At 67.2% G+C, this 23,211-nt stretch carries 26 protein-coding genes, 2 tRNA genes and 1 pseudogene; 17 read left to right on the top strand and 12 right to left on the bottom strand.

Going from position 1 to position 23,211, the window contains the following annotated elements:
- The first annotated feature begins 64 nt into the window (after positions 1–64).
- A tRNA-Arg gene (locus AB0B89_RS11085) sits at positions 65–137 on the top strand.
- A 257-nt stretch (positions 138–394) separates the two neighbouring features.
- Here AB0B89_RS11085 and AB0B89_RS11080 read toward each other — a convergent pair.
- On the bottom strand, positions 395–799 hold the full coding sequence (locus tag AB0B89_RS11080; protein ID WP_358551019.1) for a hypothetical protein: 405 nt from the start codon (positions 797–799) through the stop codon (positions 395–397).
- 240 nt (positions 800–1,039) lie between these two features.
- Between AB0B89_RS11080 and AB0B89_RS11075 the strand changes: the two genes are divergently transcribed.
- Together AB0B89_RS11075 and AB0B89_RS11070 are read left to right on the top strand one after the other, a co-directional pair.
- Positions 1,040–1,732, top strand: a complete 693-nt coding sequence (locus AB0B89_RS11075; RefSeq protein WP_358551017.1) for a DUF4365 domain-containing protein — start codon at positions 1,040–1,042, stop codon at positions 1,730–1,732.
- 209 nt (positions 1,733–1,941) lie between these two features.
- Complete coding sequence (locus AB0B89_RS11070; protein ID WP_358551053.1) at positions 1,942–2,199, top strand: LuxR C-terminal-related transcriptional regulator; 258 nt, start codon at positions 1,942–1,944, stop codon at positions 2,197–2,199.
- On the opposite strand, the gene AB0B89_RS11065 is transcribed toward AB0B89_RS11070, so the two are convergent.
- Together AB0B89_RS11065 and AB0B89_RS11060 are read right to left on the bottom strand one after the other, a co-directional pair.
- Complete coding sequence (locus AB0B89_RS11065) at positions 2,126–2,581, bottom strand: MaoC family dehydratase (protein WP_358551015.1); 456 nt, start codon at positions 2,579–2,581, stop codon at positions 2,126–2,128. The two genes, AB0B89_RS11070 and AB0B89_RS11065, sit on opposite strands and share 74 nt — an antisense overlap.
- A gap of 87 nt (positions 2,582–2,668) precedes the next feature.
- Complete coding sequence (locus AB0B89_RS11060; protein ID WP_358551013.1) at positions 2,669–3,100, bottom strand: TIGR03668 family PPOX class F420-dependent oxidoreductase; 432 nt, start codon at positions 3,098–3,100, stop codon at positions 2,669–2,671.
- Between the two features lie 606 nt (positions 3,101–3,706).
- Between AB0B89_RS11060 and AB0B89_RS11055 the strand changes: the two genes are divergently transcribed.
- From AB0B89_RS11055 to AB0B89_RS11045, 3 genes are all read left to right on the top strand, one after another.
- Complete coding sequence (locus AB0B89_RS11055; RefSeq protein WP_358551011.1) at positions 3,707–4,120, top strand: ribonuclease domain-containing protein; 414 nt, start codon at positions 3,707–3,709, stop codon at positions 4,118–4,120.
- Positions 4,121–4,127: 7 nt separating this feature from the next.
- Positions 4,128–4,505, top strand: coding sequence for a barstar family protein (locus AB0B89_RS11050; protein ID WP_358551009.1), 378 nt, complete (start codon positions 4,128–4,130; stop codon positions 4,503–4,505).
- Between the two features lie 249 nt (positions 4,506–4,754).
- Positions 4,755–5,276: a phospholipase gene (locus AB0B89_RS11045; protein ID WP_358551007.1), complete on the top strand. Its 522-nt coding sequence runs from the start codon at positions 4,755–4,757 to the stop codon at positions 5,274–5,276.
- Positions 5,277–5,423: 147 nt separating this feature from the next.
- On the opposite strand, the gene AB0B89_RS11040 is transcribed toward AB0B89_RS11045, so the two are convergent.
- The 5 genes and pseudogenes from AB0B89_RS11040 to AB0B89_RS11020 all read right to left on the bottom strand — a co-directional run bounded on the left by AB0B89_RS11040 (position 5,424) and on the right by AB0B89_RS11020 (position 10,027).
- Entirely contained in the window at positions 5,424–6,887 is a 1,464-nt protein-coding gene (locus AB0B89_RS11040) for a methyltransferase domain-containing protein (protein WP_358551005.1), read from the bottom strand.
- A 1,075-nt stretch (positions 6,888–7,962) separates the two neighbouring features.
- Positions 7,963–8,085: pseudogene (locus AB0B89_RS11035) on the bottom strand (IS110 family transposase); the annotation flags it as partial.
- Between the two features lie 92 nt (positions 8,086–8,177).
- On the bottom strand, positions 8,178–8,579 hold the full coding sequence (locus AB0B89_RS11030; RefSeq protein ID WP_358551003.1) for a hypothetical protein: 402 nt from the start codon (positions 8,577–8,579) through the stop codon (positions 8,178–8,180).
- Positions 8,580–8,999: 420 nt separating this feature from the next.
- Positions 9,000–9,089: transfer RNA gene (locus tag AB0B89_RS11025), tRNA-Ser, on the bottom strand.
- Between the two features lie 374 nt (positions 9,090–9,463).
- Positions 9,464–10,027, bottom strand: a complete 564-nt coding sequence (locus tag AB0B89_RS11020) for a YceI family protein (protein WP_358551001.1) — start codon at positions 10,025–10,027, stop codon at positions 9,464–9,466.
- Between the two features lie 101 nt (positions 10,028–10,128).
- Between AB0B89_RS11020 and AB0B89_RS11015 the strand changes: the two genes are divergently transcribed.
- Entirely contained in the window at positions 10,129–10,674 is a 546-nt protein-coding gene (locus AB0B89_RS11015) for a MarR family transcriptional regulator (protein ID WP_358550999.1), read from the top strand.
- Here AB0B89_RS11015 and AB0B89_RS11010 read toward each other — a convergent pair.
- Both AB0B89_RS11010 and AB0B89_RS11005 read right to left on the bottom strand, forming a co-directional pair.
- Positions 10,655–12,250, bottom strand: a complete 1,596-nt coding sequence (locus AB0B89_RS11010) for a long-chain fatty acid--CoA ligase (protein WP_358550997.1) — start codon at positions 12,248–12,250, stop codon at positions 10,655–10,657. The two genes, AB0B89_RS11015 and AB0B89_RS11010, sit on opposite strands and share 20 nt — an antisense overlap.
- A gap of 173 nt (positions 12,251–12,423) precedes the next feature.
- Entirely contained in the window at positions 12,424–12,942 is a 519-nt protein-coding gene (locus AB0B89_RS11005; RefSeq protein WP_358550995.1) for a SigE family RNA polymerase sigma factor, read from the bottom strand.
- Between the two features lie 296 nt (positions 12,943–13,238).
- Here AB0B89_RS11005 and AB0B89_RS11000 point away from each other — a divergent pair, with 296 nt between their 5' ends.
- On the top strand, positions 13,239–14,180 hold the full coding sequence (locus tag AB0B89_RS11000; RefSeq protein WP_358550993.1) for a hypothetical protein: 942 nt from the start codon (positions 13,239–13,241) through the stop codon (positions 14,178–14,180).
- Between the two features lie 2 nt (positions 14,181–14,182).
- Positions 14,183–15,019 carry a MauE/DoxX family redox-associated membrane protein gene (locus AB0B89_RS10995; RefSeq protein ID WP_358550991.1) on the top strand — a complete coding sequence of 279 codons (837 nt, stop codon included), beginning with the start codon at positions 14,183–14,185 and terminating at the stop codon, positions 15,017–15,019.
- 195 nt (positions 15,020–15,214) lie between these two features.
- Here the strand turns inward: AB0B89_RS10995 and AB0B89_RS10990 are convergent, their stop codons facing one another.
- Entirely contained in the window at positions 15,215–16,396 is a 1,182-nt protein-coding gene (locus AB0B89_RS10990) for an ATP-binding protein (protein WP_358550989.1), read from the bottom strand.
- A 607-nt stretch (positions 16,397–17,003) separates the two neighbouring features.
- On the opposite strand from AB0B89_RS10990, the gene AB0B89_RS10985 reads away from it, so the two are divergent.
- Positions 17,004–17,543, top strand: a complete 540-nt coding sequence (locus AB0B89_RS10985) for a M15 family metallopeptidase (RefSeq protein ID WP_358550987.1) — start codon at positions 17,004–17,006, stop codon at positions 17,541–17,543.
- A gap of 57 nt (positions 17,544–17,600) precedes the next feature.
- Here AB0B89_RS10985 and AB0B89_RS10980 read toward each other — a convergent pair whose 3' ends face one another.
- Complete coding sequence (locus AB0B89_RS10980) at positions 17,601–18,080, bottom strand: GNAT family N-acetyltransferase (protein ID WP_358550985.1); 480 nt, start codon at positions 18,078–18,080, stop codon at positions 17,601–17,603.
- Positions 18,081–18,172: 92 nt separating this feature from the next.
- Between AB0B89_RS10980 and AB0B89_RS10975 the strand changes: the two genes are divergently transcribed.
- From AB0B89_RS10975 to AB0B89_RS10945, 7 genes are all read left to right on the top strand, one after another.
- Positions 18,173–18,496, top strand: a complete 324-nt coding sequence (locus AB0B89_RS10975; RefSeq protein ID WP_358550983.1) for a MazG-like family protein — start codon at positions 18,173–18,175, stop codon at positions 18,494–18,496.
- 470 nt (positions 18,497–18,966) lie between these two features.
- Positions 18,967–19,434, top strand: coding sequence for a hypothetical protein (locus AB0B89_RS10970; protein ID WP_358550981.1), 468 nt, complete (start codon positions 18,967–18,969; stop codon positions 19,432–19,434).
- Between the two features lie 46 nt (positions 19,435–19,480).
- Entirely contained in the window at positions 19,481–19,789 is a 309-nt protein-coding gene (locus AB0B89_RS10965; protein WP_358550979.1) for a hypothetical protein, read from the top strand.
- Between the two features lie 213 nt (positions 19,790–20,002).
- Positions 20,003–20,689: a DUF418 domain-containing protein gene (locus AB0B89_RS10960; RefSeq protein WP_358550977.1), complete on the top strand. Its 687-nt coding sequence runs from the start codon at positions 20,003–20,005 to the stop codon at positions 20,687–20,689.
- A 27-nt stretch (positions 20,690–20,716) separates the two neighbouring features.
- Positions 20,717–21,604: an NUDIX hydrolase gene (locus AB0B89_RS10955; protein ID WP_358550975.1), complete on the top strand. Its 888-nt coding sequence runs from the start codon at positions 20,717–20,719 to the stop codon at positions 21,602–21,604.
- An 80-nt stretch (positions 21,605–21,684) separates the two neighbouring features.
- A complete protein-coding gene (locus AB0B89_RS10950; RefSeq protein ID WP_358550973.1) occupies positions 21,685–22,713 on the top strand; it encodes a permease in 1,029 nt (342 codons plus the stop codon).
- Positions 22,710–23,211: TIGR03943 family protein (locus AB0B89_RS10945; RefSeq protein WP_358550971.1), on the top strand; the 502-nt coding region annotated here is incomplete at its 3' end. The genes AB0B89_RS10950 and AB0B89_RS10945, both read left to right, overlap by 4 nt.

The raw sequence follows: 23,211 nt of genomic DNA, 5'->3' as shown, positions 1-23,211 counted from the left end.
GAGCGGCTTCCATAACCGGTTCGGCACACCCACGAAGACCCGCTATGCTTATCCAGGCAAGCAGGCGGCCGTAGCTCAATGGATAGAGCATCTGACTACGGATCAGAAGGTTGGGGTTTCGAGTACCTCCGGCCGCGCACAGTCTGACCAGGGCGTTCCTTGATTCACAAGGAGCGCCCTTTGTCATTTCAACCTCGGGTGTAGCAGTAGATGTGAACCTCTGCTCGGCATCGCCCGACTCTGGGTCGAAGGTCGTGATCCGCTGAAGCCGGGCGAGTGCGGGTCGGTGAGATTGCTTCCCCTGACCTTCGAACACCGGCGACACCTCAAGCCAGGCGACGTGATCACCATGCACGAGATCCGAGCCCCATCGGGACCGCGCGTATCACTGTGATCAGCCTGCCCGTGACAGCCGGTTCCTAGTTGCAGTTCTAGTTGCAATCCAGCCCCGTTCACCCGTTTCGGAGGGACCAGCCACGCCCTCCTCCAGCTCGGCCAGATCCGCCGGTGTGGTCACAGTGCCGTCTGAGCGCATGACCGCTTCCCGCAGCAGCGGGTCAGCAGCCGCATGATCCTTCCTGCGGTGGTTCACCGAGATCACCATCCGGAGTGTCCCGCCGCCGTGCGGAAGCACGTAGGCGAGGATTTTGTACTCCTGGCCGTCCTCGCCGATGACGTTCTCCCAGTCCTTGTCATCGTTCTCTTCCATCACGGCGAGCTCGTCGTAACGCGCGACACGTCGCCACCGGTCCAGGTACTCCTCCGCGATCCCCGCCGCGATCTTCTCGTTCAGCTTCACCGGATCATCCTGCCGCTCGTGCCATTAGCGTGCCATTAGACAGGGTGACGAGGGGTCAACCACGGTCACTCATGACCGGCCGAATGCCCAGCTCAGCGCCTCTACGAGGCGTGATCCATGCACTTCCCAAGCTGACAGCGCAGGCTCCAACGTCCCTCTCCGAGGCGTGAGGCAGGGTGATTGAGGACAACATTGGACCGGATCTACCCCAAGCCAGCGAGGAACCTCTAGGAGGGTGGTATGCCGAAGATCTCGAAAGGGCGGCGCGTAGGACAGGCTGCCGTAAACGCGCTGCGCACCCTGCTCGAAGATCACGATCACATCGTTCAAGAGATATCTGGGCAGAACGATTTTGGTGAAGACTTCTACGTCACCTTCACCGACGACGGGGATGTCACAAGCGACACGATCAAGGTCCAGGTCAAAGGTGGGGACAAATGGCGGCGAGGCAACGGCTACGCGGTTCCTATCGGCCAGCACGTCGACACCTGGGCGAATGGGAACATCCCCGTCTACTGCGTAGTGTACGACCCGGACACCAAGAGACTGCATTGGGCGAACGGCACCCAACAGCTCCGCCGGTTCGGCCCTCTCAGTCCGCCACGCTTCATCGGTGTTAGCCCAAACGCGGTACTGGACGCCACCACCATAGACTTCTTCGTGGCCCAAGCCCGCCGCTATGTCGGACGCTACCGAGGCCGACAGGCAGTCCTTACCCATCTGGGCGAGACCCATCTGGGCGAGATGTCTGGAGTCGAATTCGATCCTACGGACCACGTTCTGCACTTCGTCAATGGCGACGACGAGGACCTCATTTTCTGGAAACGCCGGGGGACGTGGTGGCGACTCTGCTGCTCAGCACCCAAGGCTGGGAACCGGTCAGGATCCTGGCCGCCGATGATCATGCGACGGTGCGTGCGGGCGTCGTGCTGATCCTGGAAGGCCACCCCGACATCGAGGTGGCCGGCGAGGCGGCAGACGGGCACGCGGCCGTCCAGATGGCGTGAGCCGCGACCCGATGTCGTCCTGATGGACATCCGCATGCCCCCGCATGGACGGCCCGGCGGTTGATCGCGGAGTTCGCCGGGACGAGCGAGCGCAGGCCGTACGACCTCGGGGTCCTGACGCCGCGCGAGCGCGAGGTGCTGGCCTGCGTGGCACGCGGACTGTCGAACGCGGAGATCGCCCGCGAGCTCGACATGACCGAGGCCACGGCGAAGACCCACGTCAGCCGGGATGCTGGGCGAACTCGGCCTGCGCAGCCCCGTCCAGGCGGCCATCCTGTACTCAGGGACGTAGACGATCTAATCAGGCCAAGTGGATGGTCTACTCGGGGACGTACAGCGAGAGGCTCTCGGCCACGCAGGCGGGCTTGCTGGAGCCCTCGACCTCGACGGTGACGCGGAGACTGGAATGCGTGCCCGCCGGAGTGCCCTTGACGTCCAGGAGCTCGGCGCCCGCGCGGATCTTCGCTCCCACGGGCACCGGCGACGGGAAGCGCACCTTGTTGAGCCCGTAGTTGATCCCCATCTTCAGGCCCTCCACCCTGAAGAGCTCCATCATGAAGGAGGGAAGCAGGGCGAGGCTGAGGTAGCCGTGGGCTATCGGCCCGCCGAAGGGGCCGGCCTTGGCCCGCTCGATGTCGACGTGGATCCACTGGTGGTCGTCGGTGGCGTCGGCGAACAGGTTGACCTGCTCCTGGGTGACCTCACGCCACTCGGTGTACCCGAAGTGCTCGCCGGTGGCCGCCTTCAGCTCGCTCAGGTTCGCGAAGATCCGCATAGGTGGAATCTTATTCTTCCGGGGAGGATCGCGGCCAGGCTGAGCACTGGATACTCCTCCAGCTTGCCCGGGGTACGTCCGCAGGCACTACAGCTCTCCGGAGTACGACCAGCTCGCGTACCGGGTGACCTCGATCAGGATGACCGGCCCCTCAGGAACACGATCCGCATATTGCGGATATTTCGCGACCAGCGATGCCAGGGCGGGGAGTCGCTCCTCGTCGTGCTCGACGATGGTGGCGACGCCGTCGGCCCGTACCCACCACAGGGTCGCCCAGTCGTCGTCGTAGTGGTCGACCAGGACGGACACCCTCGGGTTGGCCCGGATGTTCCGCAGCCGCCGCAGGCCGGTGGTGGTGCTCTTGGGCTTGTGGTCGACGGCGGTCACGATGCGATCGCCGTCCAGGGAGAACGTCACCGGGACGAGGTGCGGCGTGCCGTCCTCGCCGACGGTGCCCAGCCTGGCCACCCGCGCGTCTCTCATCCTCGCGCGGGCCTGCTCGTCTCCACGGGTCGCCACCCGCGTATCCAAGCACGGCGCGTACGCTCCGCCCGCGATCACCGCAGGTACGGCGTGGTCAGGTGTCGGGCTGGCGGGGGTAGACGTGCTCACCCGGGTGATCGGGGGGCAGAACGCAACGGCTGTCGGCGTCGGCCTCGGCCTCGGCGCAGCGTACGGCTTCGTCCCGCCGCGGGAGCGGTGGCGACTCGGAACGGGGCGTTTCCATAGGCTCGCTGCCTGTTCTCCAGGGAGGGGGCACCTGGACCAGGACATGATCGCATGCGGTGGATTGATGTTCCCCCTGCCTTAGAGAACGATTTTTCACCATTTGTCGGGGTGTGGTCCGGCTGAAGCCGCGACGAGGAGGCAAGCCCGTGGTACGGCCACAGGACCCCCATTCCTTGGTCATCGGACGGCCCGGCGAGGCAGATGGACCGCCCGTTCGCTGATCACATGGAACCGGGCAGGACGGCGAGGGGAGGCCATCACGCGCGGCGTGAGCTCGGCGTCGGCCCAGAGCAACAAAGAGTTCATCGCACCTTTGGAGACCTTTGCCTTTCTTTGACCCATTTTGACAGCAATCCTGACGGGTGTCGGTCCTCGCATCCCCCGCAAGGAGGCCTCGTGCACACCCTGCAACGCCCCCGACCTTCCTGGCTGGCACGGCTCATCGTCATGCTCGCCGCGTTCACGTCCCTGATCGGCGTCGTCGGCATCACCCCCGCTGACGCGTCGGTCATCAGCTCCTGCACCATCTCCCGGTGCTCCGACGCACGGTCCGCCAAGGCGACCTGGTCCTCCAAGGGCTACCCCACCACCGCTGGCTGGTACTCCTGGCCGGACGGCAGGTACAACTACACTGGCGGCCAATTCCAGAACCGAGAGGGCCAGCTCCCCAGCGGCGCCACCTACTACGAGTACGACGTGTACTCCCGGGCACGAGGCGCCGCGCGTGACGCGTACCGGATCGTCGTGAACCGCAGCACCGGCGTGGTCTGGTTCTCGCCGAACCACTACACCGACTTCTACAGGCTCTAGGAGTCCCATGACATCCGCCGCACGTCCGCTGCCGCGATGGCTGACGGTGTCGACCGGTCCAGCGCCGGCGGTCGTCGACGGACGCTCATGCCAGACCCGCGCCGCCTTCTTCGAGGAGGCGGCGCGGGTCCTGCGCTTTCCGGACTACTTCGGCCGCAACTGGGACGCTCTCGCCGACTCCCTGCGCGACGCGACCAGTAGCGGAAACGTCGCCCTCATCGTGGACCACGCCGAGGAACTCCTCAGCGCCGAACCCCCGGAACAGTTCGCCATCCTGCTGTCCGTCTTAGCCGACGCCGCTCCCACCGGCCTGACCCTGACCCTGCGCACCGACCCCACCCACGAACCGCGACTCCGCCTGCGAATCGCCACCGCCCTCGCATGACCTGCGAGCCGCCGCGGAGCGCCGCGCCGCGATCCACGCCGATCAGCGCGCAGCGTGCCCGCTCTCGCGGCTCGACTTGTCGGAACAGGCCATTACAGGACGTTGTAATTGTTGTAAAGAGCGATCATCTACGAATGCCCGCGCCAATCTTCACGAAGATCCGTCCCAGCGTTTCAGGATATTTCGCTTCATCGTAGGCGGTGGTAGCACCCTGCCCTGAGAGGCACCCCCCAAACAAAGGCAGAGCCCATGCTCAAACGAGCCCTCGCGACCGCCGCCCTCTCCCTCGTCACATTAATCGGATTAACGCTGCCCGCCTACGCGGTGACACTGGAGCAAAAGATCGCCGCACTTTCCACGTTCTCCCAGCCCACGGCGGCCAGCGCAGCCAGCTGGCGCTCTGCCTGGCAGAACCAGGCGAGCTGGGCCGACTATGCCTTCGACTGGTCGACCGACCTCTGTTCGACCAGCCCCGACCAGCCGCTCGGCTTCGACTTCAGAATGCCATGCCGTCGCCACGACTTCGGTTACCGCAACTACAAGGCGGTGAACCAGTTCCCGGCGAACAAGTCGCACATCGACGACGCGTTCTACTTCGACATGAAGCAGGTCTGCGCGGGATACTCCACCATCCCAAGGAACACCTGCAACGGCATCGCATGGACGTACTACCAGGCGGTCAAGGAATTCGGCACCCTCAATGTAACCCAGGCGGAGATCGAGCGAATCCGCCAGAACGTCGAACAAGCCGCCAAGAACTCCGAGATGTAGCCCATCCCGCTCCCCTCACGTGCGGATTACCGCACTCTTGGGACTCCGCCGGGCCGGTTTCGTGCTGGCCCGGCACACCCAGCGGTGGTGTGATGAGCGTTGTGCGCCGCGAACACGGGCGAAACACTCACGCGGACCAGGTGAATATCACGAAAGGTCGCGGCCGACGCTCTCTTCCGGGGCGGGAGAGAGCCGGTAGATCTGAGTTTCGAGATTGATGCTGATTTCAGAATTGGTGCTGAAGTAGTAGTCCTCGGCTTCCTTGAACAGTTGCTCGATGCCGCTCTGTGAGCGTACGAACGACAACAGATTCCACGCGTCAGCGTGTCCGAGACGGATCCTGTCCGGACCGAAGCCCGGCTGGGCGTCCCCCGCGTTCCCGAGCGTTGTGGAGAAATGCCGGACGAGTTCGAAGCCGAACTCCGCGGCACGATTCGGCAGGTCGCTCATGACCAGGCGATCGCCGACATAGTTGCGGTCGTAGGCCCTGACCACGCGCTGGATCGCCTCAGGGGCGGAGAAACTGGCGTCGTTGACGTCGACCACATACAGAAGCCCACCGGGCCGCAAGATCCGGCGCATTTCGAGCAGGGCAAGATCCGGACTGCGAAGATGCACGAACAGGAAGTGCGACGTGACCACGTCGTGTGATGCATCAGCCTCACCTGTGGCGTAAGCGGTACCTTGCCGGAAATCGCACTCCGGGAAGTTCGATCGGGCTCTGGCGAGCAGTTGGGGCGCGGGTTCGACGCCCTGCACGCGGTAGCCGGCGAGTGGCTCCTCCTTCGCGATCGCCGCGAGATACTCCCCAGGCCCGCTCCCGATGTCCACCAGCGACGCGGGCGCGGGCACGAACGGTGTCGCGGCCAGGCGGGGTCGCTGCTCGGCGAGTATCAAACGGCCCTGGGCCGTCAGACGGGGCGCCTCCGTCTGGACGGCCAGCAATTCGAGGTAATGGTTCTCCTCCGCGAGGCGCTCCACCGCCAGGAGATCGTCACGCCCGTTGTCCGCGAGAAACCTGACAAGCGAGGGAACGGACACGGCGCTGCCGGTGCACGAGTGCTCCCTGGCGAGATCTCGGTGCTTGAGGTAGAACTCCTCCAGGGCCTCCTCGCCCTCTACCTTCATTACGGCGACCGCGTCGTCGCCCGAGCCGACCTCGGTATGGTAGACGAAATTCCTTCTGGCGTATCGATCGATGAGATACGGCTGTGCGCTCACGCGCACAATGAGAAAGAAACGGGACGGCCGTAGCGCCTCACAGATCTGACGCACCATCGAGGTCGCCATCTCTGCGCTGATAAGGGCGCCCCGATGGGTCGGAAGTCCAACTCGCTTGCCGATCTCAACCGTGAGCCCGCCCGTCTCCGGCAGCTCCATGGCGGCCAGGTCGGGTGCCCCCGGTTCGTAGACGTACGCGGAGATGACCGCCACGATCTTGCCATCGGATATGGCGCAAAGGTGAAGGCCCTCTGGATCTCTCTCGTGGTGTAACCTGTTCTCTTGCCAGCCTAGTTCGTCGGTGAAAACGCGTCTTCGAACGGCGAGGATCTCTTCGCCGGCATCGCGCCAGTCAAGCCATCGGACTTCTATTTCACTTCTGTTATCCATCGCCAGTCACCTCACATGGCTCGTGGAGTGGGAGTGACCATTCCGAGGTACAGCGCCCACCGTTTCGGCCCTGCCCACACTGGCTGATCATCCTTGTGATCCGCTTAAAGTCACTTCGCGGTGATTGCAGACTTTAAGGGTTGACTTCACGCGCTCCACCGGTTGCAGGATGAGGCCGGTCCCGGCGATCAGGCCGGGACGGTACGCATGCGCTCACCCGGGCCCGGGACCCAAACCGCATCAGCAGCTCTGATCCTGCCCGTCCCGATCAGTCCCGCCTGGACCAACGGGCGCGGCCGGTCTCTCCGGAACGGGGTTGAACGGGGCTGGATTGCAACTAGAACTGCAACTGGGAACTCGTCGTCACGGGCCGTGACCCGACGATGCGTGCCGTTTCGGCGGCCGATCGCGCCTCGTGGGGACGTATGGCCTGATCTTCCTGTCTTGCGGCCCTGAGCGGAGATCAGCGGCCATCATGCGATCGTGAGGGTGATGATCCCCTGCTCAGACCTGAAAGCCGACTTCTCGGTATGCGATCATCAACGCCATGACCTCGATCAGAAAGGGCCATGCCGCGTAGGCGCCCTTCTGCGGTCCGCGCACGAGGATCGGTGTGCGGAACCCACAGAGCCTCGATCCACCATGTCCCCGGTCTCGGACGCCGGGCCATGGCCGCAGTGATCACATTGGAGCACACCCGTATGCGGCCGGGTGAGGTGGCGGCGGCATTGCTGGCTTGGACGCAAGCGGTCGTCCCCGGCACCGCCGACCGGATCGCACCTGCGTGCGTGTGCCCCGAGTGTTGCGGAGACGGGCCACGCCGGCGGCTCGAACAAGCGATCATCGCTTTGCCGCGTTGGGCTAAGCCGTACCTGTACGCCTTGGTTCTCCCTATCGACAGACGCTTCGTCGCTCGAACGTCGCCGGACCCACACGCCTCGCCCGAATGGCCATGGTGGCAGCGACGACGCTAATGAGGTTCCCCCTGAGGTGAGGGCACCCCTGACAATGGATCTCGTTCCATAGAGGGGAGTCTTCGGGTGGCACGACCGTGGAAGTTCGGCGACGAGTTAACCATGTCGGTGCGCAGAATGCCGGCCAAAACGATCGCGTCCTGGCGGTCGGACTTCTTACGGGAGACCGCGTGCCGGTCCCCGGTAGCGGACGCACTGATCGGGTTGATGGCGAACACCGGGCGCCCTGACGCCCGAAGACACGGGAAACGCGCCCGCACCGCCATTAGGACACGAAGCCCCGGACCGCCGATCGCCCCCGACCCCGTCCGGAAACTCAGTCCTCATCAGGCGATCGTGAGTGCAGAATCTCCGCGTCCGGATAGAACCGCGAGACCTGGTCCAAAACCTCTTGCCTGGTCGTCTCTATGTCCCACCACGTGCTGTCTAATGCGCGTATTGTCAGGTCGCAACATGCCCCGTCCGCATCATAAGCGGCGAGTTCGCCGTCTATGAGTTGAGCATCATCTCCGAGCAGGGCGATGAGCTGACCGGTCTCCATGAGGGACCTGTCTGCAGTGTCGCAGATCTCCTGATAACGGGGGCTGGGCAGTTCCTCTACCACCAGTCGCCACCGGTTGCCCTCGATTGTCCGCCCCAAGGACATGAGAAGGTCAGCGAGTGTGACAAGGCCGTCATCGCGCCAGCACCGAAACGTCAGGCCGTAGGTTTGTTGCACCGGATGACCGCCTCTTCGATTGGCTCGGCCGATTATCTCTGTGACGCAGGCTCCGTGGCTATCCGTGGGCTGGCTGCTTTTGCAACCGCAGCGGCGGCGGGCCGGGTGCCTGCGGTTCGGTGGGTACGCTGTGCGGCTACGGCCCGGGGCGCCGCCGGCCGCGACCGGTGCCCACGCCGCACGCCCGGACGGCGGGCGGGTGGAGGGCCGGGTACGGCGGCGCGGCGCGCCGCCGCTCGATACATAACAGAACAAAAGGTGTGGAAGTCGATCCTCGCGAAGGCCGGTCTGCGTGACGCTCGGCTTCACGATGCGAGGCACACCGCAGGGACGCTCCACGTCGAGCAGGGCGTGAACTATGACCCTCTGCGAAGATCAAAAAGGCCCTCGTCCCGATAACGGGAGAGGGCCTTTGAAGTGCGGAGGCTCGGGGATTTGAACCCCGGATGGGCTGTAGACCCAAACCGCATTAGCAGTGCGGCGCCATAGACCTGACTAGGCGAAGCCTCCTGATGACCCGTCGGCTCGCTGGGAGGCCGACTGGCTCAGCACAGAGTACCGGCCTTGATGCTAGGCGGCAAAGTGGATTCGCCGTGGCGGCCGAACATGTCGTGGAAGGGACGCTTCCTCCCGAGCAGCCGGTCGGCCGATCTCTCGCTGTTGCCCCGGTCCGTCGCTGATCGTCCCCTGGCATTCTCCGCAATTCGCCTGGTCAGGCGCTGGTCGGCCAGGGGTGGTGCCGTGGATCGGCGTGTCCCCGCCGAAGAGGAGAGAGGTTTCCCACACTCTGTATCCACAGCCTGTGGATACAGAGTGTGGGAAGTGCGGGTCACCGCAGGACCTCGCTCTTCACCGGATCAGACTCGCCGGAGTCCTCCCGACGATCAGGCGCGGCGAGTGGCCTCGCCCTCGATCTCAATCTTGATCTTCTTGCCGACCAGGACGCCGCCCGTCTCCAGTGCGACGTTCCAGGTGAGGCCGAACTCCTCGCGCTCGATCTCGGTCTCGATGTCGAAGCCGAAGAGCTCCTGGCCCCAGGGGTTGGTGCCGGCGCCGCCGTACTCGACCTTGAGCGTGACCTCCTTGGTGACGTCACGGATCGTGAGGTCACCGGCGACCACGAGCTCGTCGCCGGAGTGGCTGACGACGCGGGTGCTCCGGAAGGTGAGCTCGGGGAACTTGTCCACCGACAGGAAGTCGTCGCTGCGCAGGTGCGTGTCGCGGTCGGCGCTACCGGTGTCGATGCTGGCGGACTGGATGGTCAGCTCGGCCGACGAATCAAGCGGGTTCTCGGCGATCGTAACGCTTCCGGAGAACTCCCCGAACCGGCCGCGGACCTTGCTCACCATCATGTGCTTGGCACTGAAGCCGATGCGGGTGTGCGCGACATCCAGGTCGAAGGTGCCGGGCTCGGGGATCGTGAGGCCTTCCCAGGCGCGAGTGCTCATGTGCCATCTCTCCGTGAAACGAGTAGTTGCCGTGCGGATGTCTTCTCCAACAGATGTCTACACGAGGAATATTCCTCACGTCAACTAACGTCGTCTAGACTATGAACGTGATTCCAGCTGATGATCCAAGGCTCACCGCGATGGGCCTGCTCTCCGAGGTCCACTCCGGGCTGGCGGCCAAGATGAACCCCGTCTTCGCGGAGGCAGGGCTGTCCGAAATCGACTGCGAGACCCTGATCCGCCTGGCGCGATCCCCCGCGCGCAGGCTGCGCATGAGCGACCTGGCGGCCCAGACGTCGCTCTCGACCAGCGGGGTGACCCGGGTCGTCGACAGGCTGGAGCGCGAGGGGCTGGTCGAGCGCGTGGCCTGTGCCAGCGACCGGCGCGCGTCCTACGCCACGCTGACCGACGCCGGCGTCGCCCGCCTGGAGGCGGTCATCCCCGAGCACCTCAAGGACATCGAGACCTGGTTCACGGGCCTGCTGGCTCCCGATCAGCTGGAGACGTTCCTGAGCGCCCTGCGGATCATCCGCGACGTCGTACGGCCGTGCGCCACCGCCGGCGCCGTCGAACCTGGCGCCGTCGAACCTGGCGCCGTCGAACCTGGCGCCGTCGAACCTGGCGTGGTCAGCTCTCAACGATCGTGAGCTCGCCCCGGGCGTGCATCTCGCGCAGGGCGCGTTTCGCGAACTTGCCGACGCTCGTCTTGGGCACCGTCTCGACGAACGCCCAGCGCTCCGGCACCTGCCAGCGCGCGACCTTGGCCGACAGGAACTCACGGAGCTCCGCCACTCCGGTCGTACCGTCGAGCACCACACACGCCAGCGGACGCTCCCCCCAGCGTTCGTCCGGCACGCCGATGACCGCCGCCTCCACCACGGCGGGATGGCCCATCAGGGCGTTCTCCAGCTCCACCGAAGAGATCCACTCCCCGCCGGACTTGATGACGTCCTTGGCCCGGTCGGTCAGAGTCACGTAGCCGCCGGCGTCGAGCCTGCCCACGTCCCCCGTGCGCAGCCAGCCGTCGTGGAACCGTGAGGTGTCCTCGTCCAGGTGGTACGCCCCGGTGACCCACGGCCCGCGTACCTCCAGCTCGCCCACCGCGACCCCGTCGGCGTCCAGCACGGTGTCGCCCGCGCCGACGAGCCTGCCCTCGACGCCCGCCAGGAGCCTGCCCTGGGTGACCCGCAGATCCCACGAGTCGCCGTGGGCGACGGTCGCGAGCGGTGAAGTCTCGGTCATCCCCCACGCCTGCACGACGCGGACGCCGAACTCCTCCGCGAGGGCCCGCATCAGCGACTCGGGCACCGCGGAGCCGCCGCACGTCACCAGCCGCAGGGACGACAGGTCGGAACCGTGCTGGCGGGCATGGCGCAGCACGTCCCCCCAGATCGTCGGAACCGCGCCCGAGACGGTCGGCCGTTCCTCGGCGACGACCCTCGTCAGGTGCTCCGCCTGCAGGAACCTGTCGGGCATGACCAGCGAGGCTCCCGCCATGAGCGCGGCGTACGGCAGGCCCCAGGCGTTGGCGTGGAACATCGGCACGATCGGCAGCACCCGGTCGCCCGACGAGAGGCCGACGGCGTTCGCCGTGCAGACGCTCATCGAGTGGAGGTAGGCCGACCGGTGGCTGTAGACGACGCCCTTGGGATGGCCGGTCGTACCGCTCGTGTAACACATGGAGGCCGCGGCGCGCTCGTCCAGTTCGGGCCAGTCGAAGCCGTCGGGCGCACCGTCGAGGAGCGTGCGGTAGTCGTGCAGGTCCTTGCCCGCCGACCGGAGCGCCCCGGTGTCCGCCTCGCCGACGACGATCACGTGCCGCACCGTCTTCATCTCGGGAAGGATCGGCGCGAGCAGCGGCACCAGCGAGGCGTCGACGATGACGACGTCGTCCTCGGCGTGGTTCGCGATGTAGGCGACCTGCTCGGGGAAGAGCCGGATGTTCAGCGGGTGCAGCACCGCCCCCATGCTGGGCACGGCGAGATAGGCGGTCAGATGGTCAGTGGTGTTCCAGCTGAAGGTGGCGACACGCTGGTCGCCGTCCACACCGAGCCCGCGGAGGGCGCCCGCCAGGCGAGCGGCCTCCCGCCCCAGCTCGCGGTACGGCAGGCGGTGGTACCCGTCGCCCGTGTACGTGACCACCTCGTGGTCGCCGTACAGGCCGGTGCCGTGCCGCATGATCGAGGTGATGGTGAGCGGGTAGTCGGGCATGGTGCTGCGCATCAGTGCCACCTCCGCTTTCCGAGTCTGGCCCGGGGACGGTCCTGAGACAAGCGCTCGGTCGGACCAGCGACCAGGCCCGCGACCCGTGCGCAAGCCCGTAGCCAGGTGCCGAGCCCGTAGCCCGGGATACGCCATAGGTAGCCCGGGATCCGTCGTGAGTAGCCCGGGATCCGTCATAAGTGGGCCTGGACCTCGGGCTGCCGGGACTCCACGATGACCAGATCGCCGCGGAGCTTCGCCATCGCGCGCGACACCGTGCTCTTCACGGTGCCGATGCTGATGCCGAGGGCCTTGGCGATCTCCGGCTCGCTCATGTCCTCGTAGTAGCGCAGCACGATCGCCGTACGCTGCCGGGTGGGCAGCCGGTTGATCGCCTCCTCCAGCAGCTCGTGGATCTCCCCGGGGCTAGGGCCGTCCCTGACCGGGGTCTCCGGCAGCTCCTCCGACGGGTACTCCTCCAGCTTCCTGCGCCGCCACCACGAGATGTTGATGTTGACCATGGCCCGGCGCACGTATCCGTCGAGCGAGGCCCTGTCGTTGATGCGGTCCCAGGCGAGGTAGGTCTTGGCCAGGGCGGCCTGAAGCAGGTCCTCCGCGTCGGCGGGCTGGCCGGTCAGCTGGTACGCCACGCGCAACAGTGCAGGACCGCGGGCAACCACGTACTCGCGGAACTCCTCGTCTTTACCGCTCATGCGATCACCGGTGCCATGACGAAGGGCCATGATTCATTCGAATCTCGTGGTCAGAATCGCAGCCGGAAGCCATAATGCGGCTGATCCTCAATCCAGGTTTCGCCCCGTCAACGGCAAAGATCGTTACAGTCGGGTGACCCCGTGGGGCGGCGAGTAGTTCATCCTGGAGTAGGTAATTTGCTACGCGCACTGATACGGGGGGAAAAAATCGCCCCGCCAGAGCCGGTGCCGGTGGCGAACCGTGTGACGCTAGCGGACGACCGAGGAAACTCGCGACGGCAACCGGGGAGGGGCCGATGGGAGTTGAGCGTCGCTATGCGCTGGCATCCGCCGCACTCGGCCGGAGCGGCGTCCCGCCGCAGGCCGAGGTGGAAGAGCGCCCGGCGCTCAGCGGGGTGACCGGCGAGATCCTCGACATCAGCCCGCACCTCGTCATCCTGGAGAACTCCGAAGGCGTGGAGGAGCGCCTGGTCATCGCGCCGTGGGCCACGGCCTGGCACGGCCGGCCGGTCGTACCGGCCGAGCTCCCCGTCGGCGCCCGCGTCGTCATCCGGGCCCGGCAGTCCGGCCGCGTGGCCGAACGTCTCTGGGGTGACGTCACGCGCATCACGGGCGTGATCCTCTCCCTGGGCACGGAACGCAGGGACCTGACGGTCGAGCTCGACTGCGGGCCGCACCGGGGCACTCGTACGGTCGTGATCCCCTACGGGGCCTCGGGACGCCTTCGCGTACGGCATCCGCAGCTCGAACCGGGCTTCCTGTTCGACGCCATCGGAACGCGGGTGGAGGGTACGACCTTCGCGCGGCTCCCCGCGACCTCGCAGCCCGCCTACCGGGCGACCGCCGTGCCGCCTCCCCCGCCCGCGTACGGCGGGATCCAGTCGAGGATCTCCGGAGCCGCCGCCTGGTCGGACGCCTTCGACGACGGGGAGGCCGGAGCCGCGTACCCGATGTTGGAACGTGCCGATTCCGGCTGCGAGGACGCGGGGGTGTCGTGCACCGGTCTGCCCTATCTCGCGCTGGGCTCGATGCTCTACGTCGGCAACGTGTGTGAAAGCCGCGCCCTGGTCCTGCCGATCGTCGCCTGCGGATGTATGGCGGGGCGCTTCTGCGACCGGTGCGTGGAATGCGGCACCTCGCCACGGGGCCGAATCGTGGAACTGTCACCGGTCTCCTTCGTCGAGCTCGGTGGAGACCTCGCCAAGGGATGCTTCAACGCCCGTGTCGGATTGGGGTGACCGTGGAGGTCGCAACGCTCGCCGCCGCCGCACTCACGCTCCTCGTCCTGCTTCTCGTCCTCGGAAGCGTTGCCAAGATCGCGACTGCCGGGACCGACGCCGAGCCCGGCGGTCTCAGCCGGCTCGGCCCCGCGATGCTCGTCCCCGAACGCTGGCGCAAGCCTGTGCTGATCTTCTGTGCCACCGTTGAGACCACGCTCGCCTGCGGTCTTGTGCTCACCCGCAGCCCGCTGCCCCGGTGGGGGACGATCGCGTTCTTCGCCCTCGCCACGTACGTGCTGTGGGAGCTGCGCCGCCGGCGGCCCGATGTGGGGTGCGGCTGCTTCGGCGAGGCGAGCGGCTCGCCGGTGGGCCTTCGCGCGATCGGCCGGGCCGTCGTGCTGACCGCGATGGCGGTGACGGTCACGCTCGTTCCCGTAACGGGCGCCGATGTCCTGTCCGGGCTTTCCTGGGATCTGGCGATCGCGCTCGCCGCCGGCGTCGCGCTGCTGTCCGTCCTCTCCACCGAGTTGGAGGAGGCGATCGCGCGCGTCAGGTATCGCGCGCCCTGCGAGCAGCGGCCCGTACCGGCCGCGAGGACCCTCTCGCGCCTGCGGTCGAGCAGCGAGTGGCGGTCGCACGCGGCGCTGCTCGTCTCCGGGGAGCCGGAGGACACCTGGCGCGAGCTGTGCTGGCGGTTCTTCGTCTACCCCGGGCGCACCGCCGCGGGGGCCAAGGCCGAGGTCGTCTTCGCCGTGTACCTCAGCGGGCGGCGTCCGCCCGTACGGGTGGCCGTGGTCGGGGCCGAGGGGACCGGCGGGACTCTGCACGAATCTACTGGCCTATCGGCCACGCGCTAGAAACCCCTAGACAATCTAATCAAGGCGGGCGCGAAGGCCCCAGCCTGGCCCTCGCGCCCGCACACCTCGCGGCCTTCCGATGCTCGGCGCCGCGAATACGACTCTCTACGGCTCTCTAGCTTCCCCTCTAGAAAGCCGTAGAGAGATCAATGGGAGCGCAGAAGACCGCGCTCGGCTTGTGGGACCCAGCGCGGCCTACAGCGGCTGCGCTCGGAGGAACTTGCCGAAGTGCGGCACGGTGAAGGCGATCAGGCCGCGCTCGGCGCTGAAGATGAGTCCCTTCTTGATGAGGCTGTCGCGGGCCGGAGACAGGCTGGACGGCTTGCGCCCGAGCAGCTCGGCGACGTCGGACGTCGGCACGGGCTCGTCGCCGACGGAGGCCATGGCGTGCATGTAGTCGCGTTCGGCGGGGGTGGCGCGCTCGTAACGGCTCCCGAAGAACCCGACCGCCAGCTCCTCCTCGGCTTCGGGAGAGGCGACCCTGATGTCCTCGGCCGTGATGGGACTGCCGGGAGCGAGATCCCAGGCGACCTTGCCGTAGGCCTGGACGAAATAGGGATAGCCGTCGGCCGCCTCGTACAACGCGTCGAGCGCCTCTTGGGTGAACTCGACCTGCTCACGCTCGGCGGGGGCGATCAGGGCGAGGTCGGCGGCCTCCCGGTCGAGGCGGTCGATGCGCGCGTAGCGGAACAGGCGCTCGGAATAGCTCTTGCTGGCGCTCAGCACACCGGGAAGGTGGGGCAGACCCGCCCCCACCACGATGAGCGGGCCGCCGCTCTGCGACAGCTCGTGACACGCGGCGCACAGGGCGGAGATGTCGGGCGCCTGCACGTCCTGCATCTCGTCGATGAACAGGGCCACGCCGACGCCCAGGTCGGTCGCGACCGAGGCCGCGTCGACGAAAAGCTCGGTGAGGTCGATCTCAAGGTCGCCCGAGTCGGCCCGGCCCCTGCCCGCGGGGACGTCGATCGCCGGCGACCAGTGGGACGTGCCCTTGGCCGCGGACGGGTCGCGCATGGCGAAGGCCTTGAGCACGCCGAGGAACTCCTCGATGCGCTCGGGGGCGCGGTGGCGGGGGGCCAGCTCGCGGATCGCCATGTGGAGCGCCGCGGCGACCGGACGGCGGATCGACTGCTCGGGACGGGCCTCGATCTTGCCGGTGCCCCAGAGCCGCTGCATGGCCATCGACTTGAAGGTGTTGAGCAGCACGGTCTTGCCGACGCCGCGCAGCCCGGTGAGGACCATGCTGCGCTCGGGGCGGCCACGGGCCACCCGCTCAAGCACGACCTCGAACTGCTGCAGCTCACGATCACGCCCGGCAAGCTCCGGAGGGCGCTGCCCCGCACCGGGGGCATAGGGATTGCGCACGGGGTCCACGCTCTCGGACTTTATGACCGGATATAGCGGCCGTCCTAGATTTTCGTAGAAAGGGCTACGGCGTGTCGCGGATCTGGGTGGGGCGCACGCCTGCCTCGCGGGCGGGGAAAGCAACGCCATGGCACACCACCCCTCACCTGGGACCTCTCGGACCGAACCCCTGTTCGATCCGATGGCCACGACTGTAGCGCTCCCTCGAACATGTGCGCGAGGATTTCCGAGTAAAACCTGCGACACAGATCCCGAACGGTCTGGTTACGCCGACACATTCGGCCGAGATCACGATTTCGTCACGAGCGCGGGCGGGGTGCCCTTACCCTGGCGTATGTCCGAGATACGAAAGCTTCGCCACCTGGGCGTTCTCGCCCTGGCTTGCGTGTCGGCCACCGTCACCGCGTGCGGCACCAGCTCCGGCGTCACCGCGGAACCGCCGCCGTCGTCCACAGTGGCGTCGCCCTCCGGCCAAGCCCCCGCCTCACCGTCCGGCGAAGCCTCGTCCGCTCCGTCGGATGAGGGCTCCCCGGCAGCCGAGAGCTCCCCGACGCCGTCCGCTTCCGCGGCACCCTCTCCCTCAGAGCCGCCGGCCTTCACGTCGAAGGTCTCCGAGGTGACGGCCGGCCAGCTCAAGCATTCGTGGCGGCCCGGCTGCCCGGTCTCCCCCGAGAGCCTGCGGAAGGTCACGCTGACGTACTGGGGCTTCGACAAGAAGGCCCACAGCGGGGAGCTGATCGTCAACCGCGGGGTCACCGACGACGTGGTCGCCCAGTTCGAGCAGCTGTACGAGTGGCGGTACCCGATCGCCCGCATGGTGCCGATCGACGTCTACAAGGGCAGCGACTTCGACTCCATCGAGGCCGACAACACCTCGGCGTTCAACTGCCGCAGGACCACGGGCGCCAGCAGCTGGTCCAAGCACTCGTACGGCAGGGCCATCGACCTCAACCCCCGGGAGAACCCCTGGGTCGAGCCCGACGGTTCGGTCGCCCACGACAACGCCAGGCAGTTCGCCAGGCGCCCGCTGCACAAGCCCGGCGTCATCAACGCGGACGACCGCGTGGTCAAACTGTTCGAGAAGCACGGCTGGCAGTGGGGCGGCTACTTCAACGGCGCCAAGGACTACCAGCATTTCGCCAAGGGCGGTGGCTGACACCTGCGAGAACACTCACAGGACCGTGATCTTGCTCGACTGTCGGGGTTTCCGCGTTCACCGTAGGGGTGAGTGCATCCGGAAGTTGGTCAGGACGCTTCCGCGTCGCTCTACGCGTTGCTCGGCGATGACGGTGAAGCCGCGGCGTTCGAAGAACGGCCGGGCTGTGAGGCTCGCGTTGACGGTGAGTTCACCTATCCCCTGGGACCGGGCGATTTCCGTCACACGGCCGAGGAGTGCGGTGGCGACTCCAGCGCGTCCGGCTTGGGGGTCGACGAACATCATGTCGATATACCCGGTCGAGTTGATGTCGGTGAAGCCGACCACCGTGCCGTCGACTTCCGCCACCCAGGTTTCCGCTTCCTTCCGGTAGGTCGCCCAGTCGGCCGGGTCGATGTCCGGCGATGCCCAGGCGGCGAGTTGGTCGGGGTCGTAGTCGCGCGACGCCGTGACGCGGATCGCCCGGTAGAAGACGTCCAGGGTGGCTTGGGCGTCGTCGGCCCGATATCGACGGATCACGGGCGCGATTCCGGTCATAGATCTCTCCCAATCTGCGTCATGTAGTTGGAGTCCCAGGCGCCAGACCAGCCCGGACGGCACCCCACATCATCGCGGTATCCTGAGCGGCCATGGACGCCGAGGCTTGGGAAACCGTCGACCGGCTCGTGGCCTGGCTCGACGCCGAAAGCGCGCTGGCACCCGATGTCGAACTGCTCCTGCGGTTCATGAAACTGTCGGAAGAGACGGGCGAGGTCACCGAGGCCGTCATCGGCGTCCTCGGCCAGAACCCTCGCAAGGGCCTCACCCACACCTGGGACGACGTCGACAGCGAGTTGTGCGACGTCATCCTCACCGCCATGGTCGCCCTGAGAACCCGCAACCCCGACGCGGCGAACATCTTCAAGGCGCACATGGCATCGGTGGCGAGCCGCTCACTCACGACCACCGACTGACCGCGCGGCGCTCCCGAGAGAACCGCTACTACGACTCCGGCGCGTCACGGTATCCATCCCGCTCGCCGTCCCCGTGTTCGTCCCGCCGGCCGGGCGCGACGGGCCGAACGTGACGTCCCGGACGGGGCACGCCGGCTGCGTGACCACCCCGGGAAGAGGACACTGGAGGAAGCAGGCGGAGAACCCCGCGCTGCCTTGAATGAGGTGCGCGCGATGAACGATGTTCCGGCTTGGGTTGCACGGCACCATACCGAGAAGTCGGGAAGTGCTGCCTGGGCCGACGATGAGACAACGCGCTGGAACTGGCGCACGCCCGCCGTGGAACTGATCTAACCCCGGCGAACCCGGGGCGCCATACAGTCCGGTCGAGGGCGGGAGTGAGGCTACAGAAAGCAGTCCGATCGAAGCGGGGTGCCTAAACTGGAAGTGGCAACTGAACTACTTTCGAAGTTGAGAGGTAGAGTGGGGGCATGACAACGCGGTCGTTTCCCTTCTCGACGCTGATCAACAAGCAGACCAGCGTGTTCCCGGCGCTGGACGACGCCGACGTCATCCTGGAACGGAGGGATGCCGAGAACCTCGTCTTGATGCGCTCCGAGCGGTTCCAGGCCATGACCGACGGTCTTCGCCTCGCGGCTCGGTCTCTGTCGATCATCGCGCGCTCGAATCGCAGCCTCGCCGAAGAGGTCTTCTCCGAGGAGCTCCCGTGGCTGAAGTGGCTGCCTGCCGAAGCCCGGCATGAGTGCGTGACCGAGCTGCTCGACCACCTGCTGGCCGGTGCCGATACCGGGCTGCTCGTACCGTTCGCCCGCGCGCTGCGCGAATGGATTTCCACCGCTGAGATCTACTCCGACCCCGAACTCGCCCGCCGCCTTCGCGGGCCCTTCGACACCACCTCAGCCATTGACCTGCCGCGACCCGACACGATCAATGAGTGACAGGTTGGGTCGTGGCGACGAGGCACGACGGCCGACCGGATGGATCGTGCGCCTCGTCGACCGTCAAGCCGCGCAAGGGTGGTCCGCGCTGCTGTCCCAAGCACCCGAGAACCTCGATCGGGCCTGGATCGCCATCACCACCGATCCCCGCGGTCGAGACGATCTGGCTCGGCAGCACCGGCTCAAGTTCGACCTCAGGGCTGTGAAAATCGACGGTGTCGAACTCGAACAATGGCAGTACGAGGTAACCGGAGGCGGCCGGATCTGGTATGCCATCGACGAGGACCGACGCATTGTGTGGATCACGCAGGCAGGCACAGGTCACCCTCGGCAGACCGATAAGCGCCGACGCTGACGTGGCCCGCTTTCCACGCTGTGACTCGCTCGGCGTGACACTGGAGATCCCTACGACTCCGGGTTCGCCGGAGCGAAGCTTCGAATAGGCACAGTCCGAGCGAAGCGAGGCCCGTTGTTCGTGCGCAACCGGCCGGAAGTACGGTCCGGGGCGCCGTGAACCCTACGTTCGACTGATCCGGAGCCGGGACGGAGGGCCGCAGGATGTGGCCCCATGGCACATGCAACGCTCCCCCCACCGCCGGAAGCCACGGGACCCGGTCAGCCCACGACGACTTCCTCCGGCAGGCCGCGTGTCGCCGCGCTCGACGTGCTGCGCGGGTTCGCCCTGTGCGGAATCCTGCTGGCCAACGTCAAGCCGATCGCCCACATGGTCGACGCCGCACCGGTCACGCATCCTGTGGTGGCGGCGACTCAGGACGGCGCCTGGCTGGGGCTGCTCGTCGACCAGCGCTTCTTCCCGATCTTCTCCCTGCTGTTCGGCATCGGTTTCTCGCTGCTGCTGGACTCCGCGGGACGCCACGTCCTCCACCCGCGGGTGCTCATGCTGCGCCGGCTCCTGGTGCTGCTCCCGCTGGGCCTGGCTCACATGTTCCTGCTGTGGCGGGGCGACATCCCGACCATCTACGCCGTCGTCGGCCTGCTGGTGTTGTTGCCCTCCACCTGGTTGCCGCGCTGGGCCGTCGCGGGGCTCGCCGCCGTCCTCATCGCGACGCCGCTGATCCTCGGCAGCAACGGCGTGCCGCTGGTTCCCCTCTGGCTGCGCCGCTACCGCCAAGGGCCCCTGGAATGGCTCTGGCGCTGGGCCACCTGGGCCCACCGCCCACCCCTGCGCCGCACCCCCTCTGGAGCCAGGCCAGGAGGATCCCAGCGAAAGCTCAGCGAGGCCCGCTCGATCTGACTTTCGGAGTTGGGGCAGGATAGAGGGATGGCGGCGAAGGACGGCGACGGCTGGGCGCTGTGCGAGCGGGGTCATCAGCACTGGGGGTTGCACGGGGCCTCGGGCCTGCTGGCCGTCCACTTCGACACCGGCGGCACGCCGCACATCCTCATGCAGAAGCGGTCGTGGTGGAGCCATCACGGGGGCACCTGGGGCCTTCCCGGAGGAGCCCTCGACAGCCACGAGGACGCGGTCACGGGCGCACTGCGAGAAGCCCTGGAGGAGGCGGCCCTGAAGGGCGACGGCCTGCGCGTCCTCGGCGTCTACACCGACGACCACGGCGGCTGGTCCTTCCAGACGGTGATCGCGGAGGCGGAGGCCCGCTTCCCCTCCGCTCCGGCGAACGGCGAGAGCACCGAGATGCGGTGGCTGCCCGCCGACGAGATCGGGGGCGAGGACCTGCATCCGGGCTTCGCCGAGACCTGGCCGGAGATCAGGTCCGCCCTGCCGCCGTCCGTGGTCATCCTGGACGCGGCCAACATCGTGGGCGCGCGTGCCGAGCACGGCTGGTGGCGCGACCGTGCGGGGGCGGCGAAACGCCTGCTGGATGACGTCGACGATCTGGCGAGGCACGGCCTGCGCCCTCCGGAGGGGTTTCCCGCACCGGCCAAGTGGTTCCCCCGGATGATCATGATCATTGAGGGAGCCGCAAAGGGGGTCGGCTCCGAGGGCATGGTGAAGGTCATCGACGCGCCCGGCAGCGGCGACGACGCGATCGTGGACACCGTAGGGGAGATCCGGCAGACCAGGCCGTGGGAGCGAGCGCTGATCGTGACCGCCGATCGCGAGCTCCGGCAGCGGGTCCGGGCGCTGGGCGCCGAGGTCGCCGGGCCCGGTTGGCTACTTGGGCAACTGCGACCAAGGGGACGGGTGTAGCGTCAAGACGTCTAACACCCCGCAACACCCGCCCATCAGCGCGTATCTCCCGATATCAAGAAATATCTCTTAAGCCATTTATGAGCGACCGAACCACACTCGACTGGACCGATGAGCCCGACAGTCCGGTCCCCCCGCCGACGTGGGGACGGCGAGCTCCCGAAGCACAGGTTCTCCCCTGGGTCTTCGCGGCCCTGGTGGGCTTCCTGTTCCTCGGCAACCTCCTCCTCTCACCTCACCTGACCGCGCCGGCCCTGCGCGCCTGGTCCACGATCTTCGTGGCGATCTGCGTGCAGGCCGTCCCGTTCCTGGTGTTCGGCGTGGCACTGTCCGCGGCGATCACGGCATTCGTGCCGCCGTCCTTCTGGACCCGCGTACTGCCGCGCCGGCCGTACGCCGCCGTGCCCGTCGCGGGCGTGGCCGGGCTCGTGCTGCCCGGATGCGAGTGCGCCTCGGTGCCCGTGGCGTCGGGCCTGATGGCGCGCGGGGTGACCCCGGCGGCGGCTCTCGCCTTCCTGCTGGCGTCCCCGGCCATCAACCCGGTAGTCCTGGTGGCGACCGCCGTGGCGTTCCCCGGTCAGCCGCTCATGGTCGCCGGCCGGTTCGCGGCCTCCCTGCTCGTCGCCGTACTGGTCGGCTGGGCCTGGCAGCTGCTCGGCCGTCCCGGCTGGCTGCGCATCCCTTCCCGTACGGCGAGTGAGGGCGAGTCGCGGTGGGCGGCGTTCCTGTCGGCGATGCGGCACGACTTCCTGCACGCGGGCGGGTTCCTGGTCGTGGGCGGCCTGACCGCGGCGACGCTGAACGTGGTGGTCCCCCGGTCCTGGCTCTCGTCCGTGGGCGACGTTCCCTGGCTGTCGGTGCTGGTCCTCGCGGTGCTGGCGGTCATCCTGTCGATCTGCTCCGAGGCGGACGCCTTCGTGGCCGCCTCGCTCACGGCCTTCTCCCCGACCGCCAAGCTGGCCTTCCTGGTGGTCGGGCCGATGGTGGACCTGAAGTTGATCGCGTTGCAGGCGGGGACGTTCGGCCGGGCCTTCGCGCTTCGCTTCGTCCCGCTGACATTCACGCTGGCCGTTCTGGTGAGTGTTCTGGTGGGGTGGGTGCTTCTGTGAACCGTATGGCCCAGAGCCTGGTGATGACCCTGCTCGGCGGGGCGATCCTGCGCGTATCCGCCCTGTCCACCATGTACGTGAACTACGTCAAACCCGGCTTCCGGCCGCTGCTCGTCGCGGCCGGTCTGGTGATCTTCGCGCTGGGCGCGCTCGGCCTGGTCCAGGAGTGGCACAAGCCGTACGTCCCGAAGGCGCAGGCCGCCGCCGAGCACGGACCGGCGGGGGAGCACCGGCACGGGCCCCGGGTGGCCTGGCTGCTCTGCCTTCCGGTGATCGCCATCTTCCTCATCGCCCCGCCCGCACTTGGATCCTTCGCCGCCGAGCGGGACGAGACACCCCAGCCGCGACCGTCGGCGCTCGACGCGTACGACGTGCTCGCACGGGACAGGCCGGCGGTCATGCCGCTCGGCGAGTTCATCGGCCGGGCCTGGGGCGACACGAACCGCTCGCTGCTGGACAGGCAGGTCAAGCTGACCGGCTTCGCGATCCACTCCAAGA

This window comes from Sphaerisporangium sp. NPDC049002 (genome assembly GCF_040649355.1).
Classification (GTDB): Bacteria; Actinomycetota; Actinomycetes; order Streptosporangiales; family Streptosporangiaceae; genus Sphaerisporangium.
Note: the sequence above shows the minus strand (reverse complement) of the source record. Positions and strands in the feature narration are given on the sequence as shown.

Coding starts and splice junctions, on each gene's coding strand:
- AB0B89_RS10980 (WP_358550985.1), bottom strand. CDS start 18,080: ATGACCGGAATCGCGCCCGTGATCCGTCGATATCGGGCCGACGACGCC.
- AB0B89_RS10955 (WP_358550975.1), top strand. CDS start 20,717: ATGGCGGCGAAGGACGGCGACGGCTGGGCGCTGTGCGAGCGGGGTCAT.
- AB0B89_RS10970 (WP_358550981.1), top strand. CDS start 18,967: ATGACAACGCGGTCGTTTCCCTTCTCGACGCTGATCAACAAGCAGACC.
- AB0B89_RS11000 (WP_358550993.1), top strand. CDS start 13,239: ATGGGAGTTGAGCGTCGCTATGCGCTGGCATCCGCCGCACTCGGCCGG.
- AB0B89_RS11045 (WP_358551007.1), top strand. CDS start 4,755: ATGCTCAAACGAGCCCTCGCGACCGCCGCCCTCTCCCTCGTCACATTA.
- AB0B89_RS11065 (WP_358551015.1), bottom strand. CDS start 2,581: ATGCGGATCTTCGCGAACCTGAGCGAGCTGAAGGCGGCCACCGGCGAG.
- AB0B89_RS11075 (WP_358551017.1), top strand. CDS start 1,040: ATGCCGAAGATCTCGAAAGGGCGGCGCGTAGGACAGGCTGCCGTAAAC.
- AB0B89_RS11050 (WP_358551009.1), top strand. CDS start 4,128: ATGACATCCGCCGCACGTCCGCTGCCGCGATGGCTGACGGTGTCGACC.
- AB0B89_RS10975 (WP_358550983.1), top strand. CDS start 18,173: ATGGACGCCGAGGCTTGGGAAACCGTCGACCGGCTCGTGGCCTGGCTC.
- AB0B89_RS10960 (WP_358550977.1), top strand. CDS start 20,003: ATGGCACATGCAACGCTCCCCCCACCGCCGGAAGCCACGGGACCCGGT.
- AB0B89_RS11040 (WP_358551005.1), bottom strand. CDS start 6,887: ATGGATAACAGAAGTGAAATAGAAGTCCGATGGCTTGACTGGCGCGAT.
- AB0B89_RS11010 (WP_358550997.1), bottom strand. CDS start 12,250: ATGCGCAGCACCATGCCCGACTACCCGCTCACCATCACCTCGATCATG.
- AB0B89_RS11005 (WP_358550995.1), bottom strand. CDS start 12,942: ATGAGCGGTAAAGACGAGGAGTTCCGCGAGTACGTGGTTGCCCGCGGT.
- AB0B89_RS10950 (WP_358550973.1), top strand. CDS start 21,685: ATGAGCGACCGAACCACACTCGACTGGACCGATGAGCCCGACAGTCCG.
- AB0B89_RS11015 (WP_358550999.1), top strand. CDS start 10,129: ATGAACGTGATTCCAGCTGATGATCCAAGGCTCACCGCGATGGGCCTG.
- AB0B89_RS11020 (WP_358551001.1), bottom strand. CDS start 10,027: ATGAGCACTCGCGCCTGGGAAGGCCTCACGATCCCCGAGCCCGGCACC.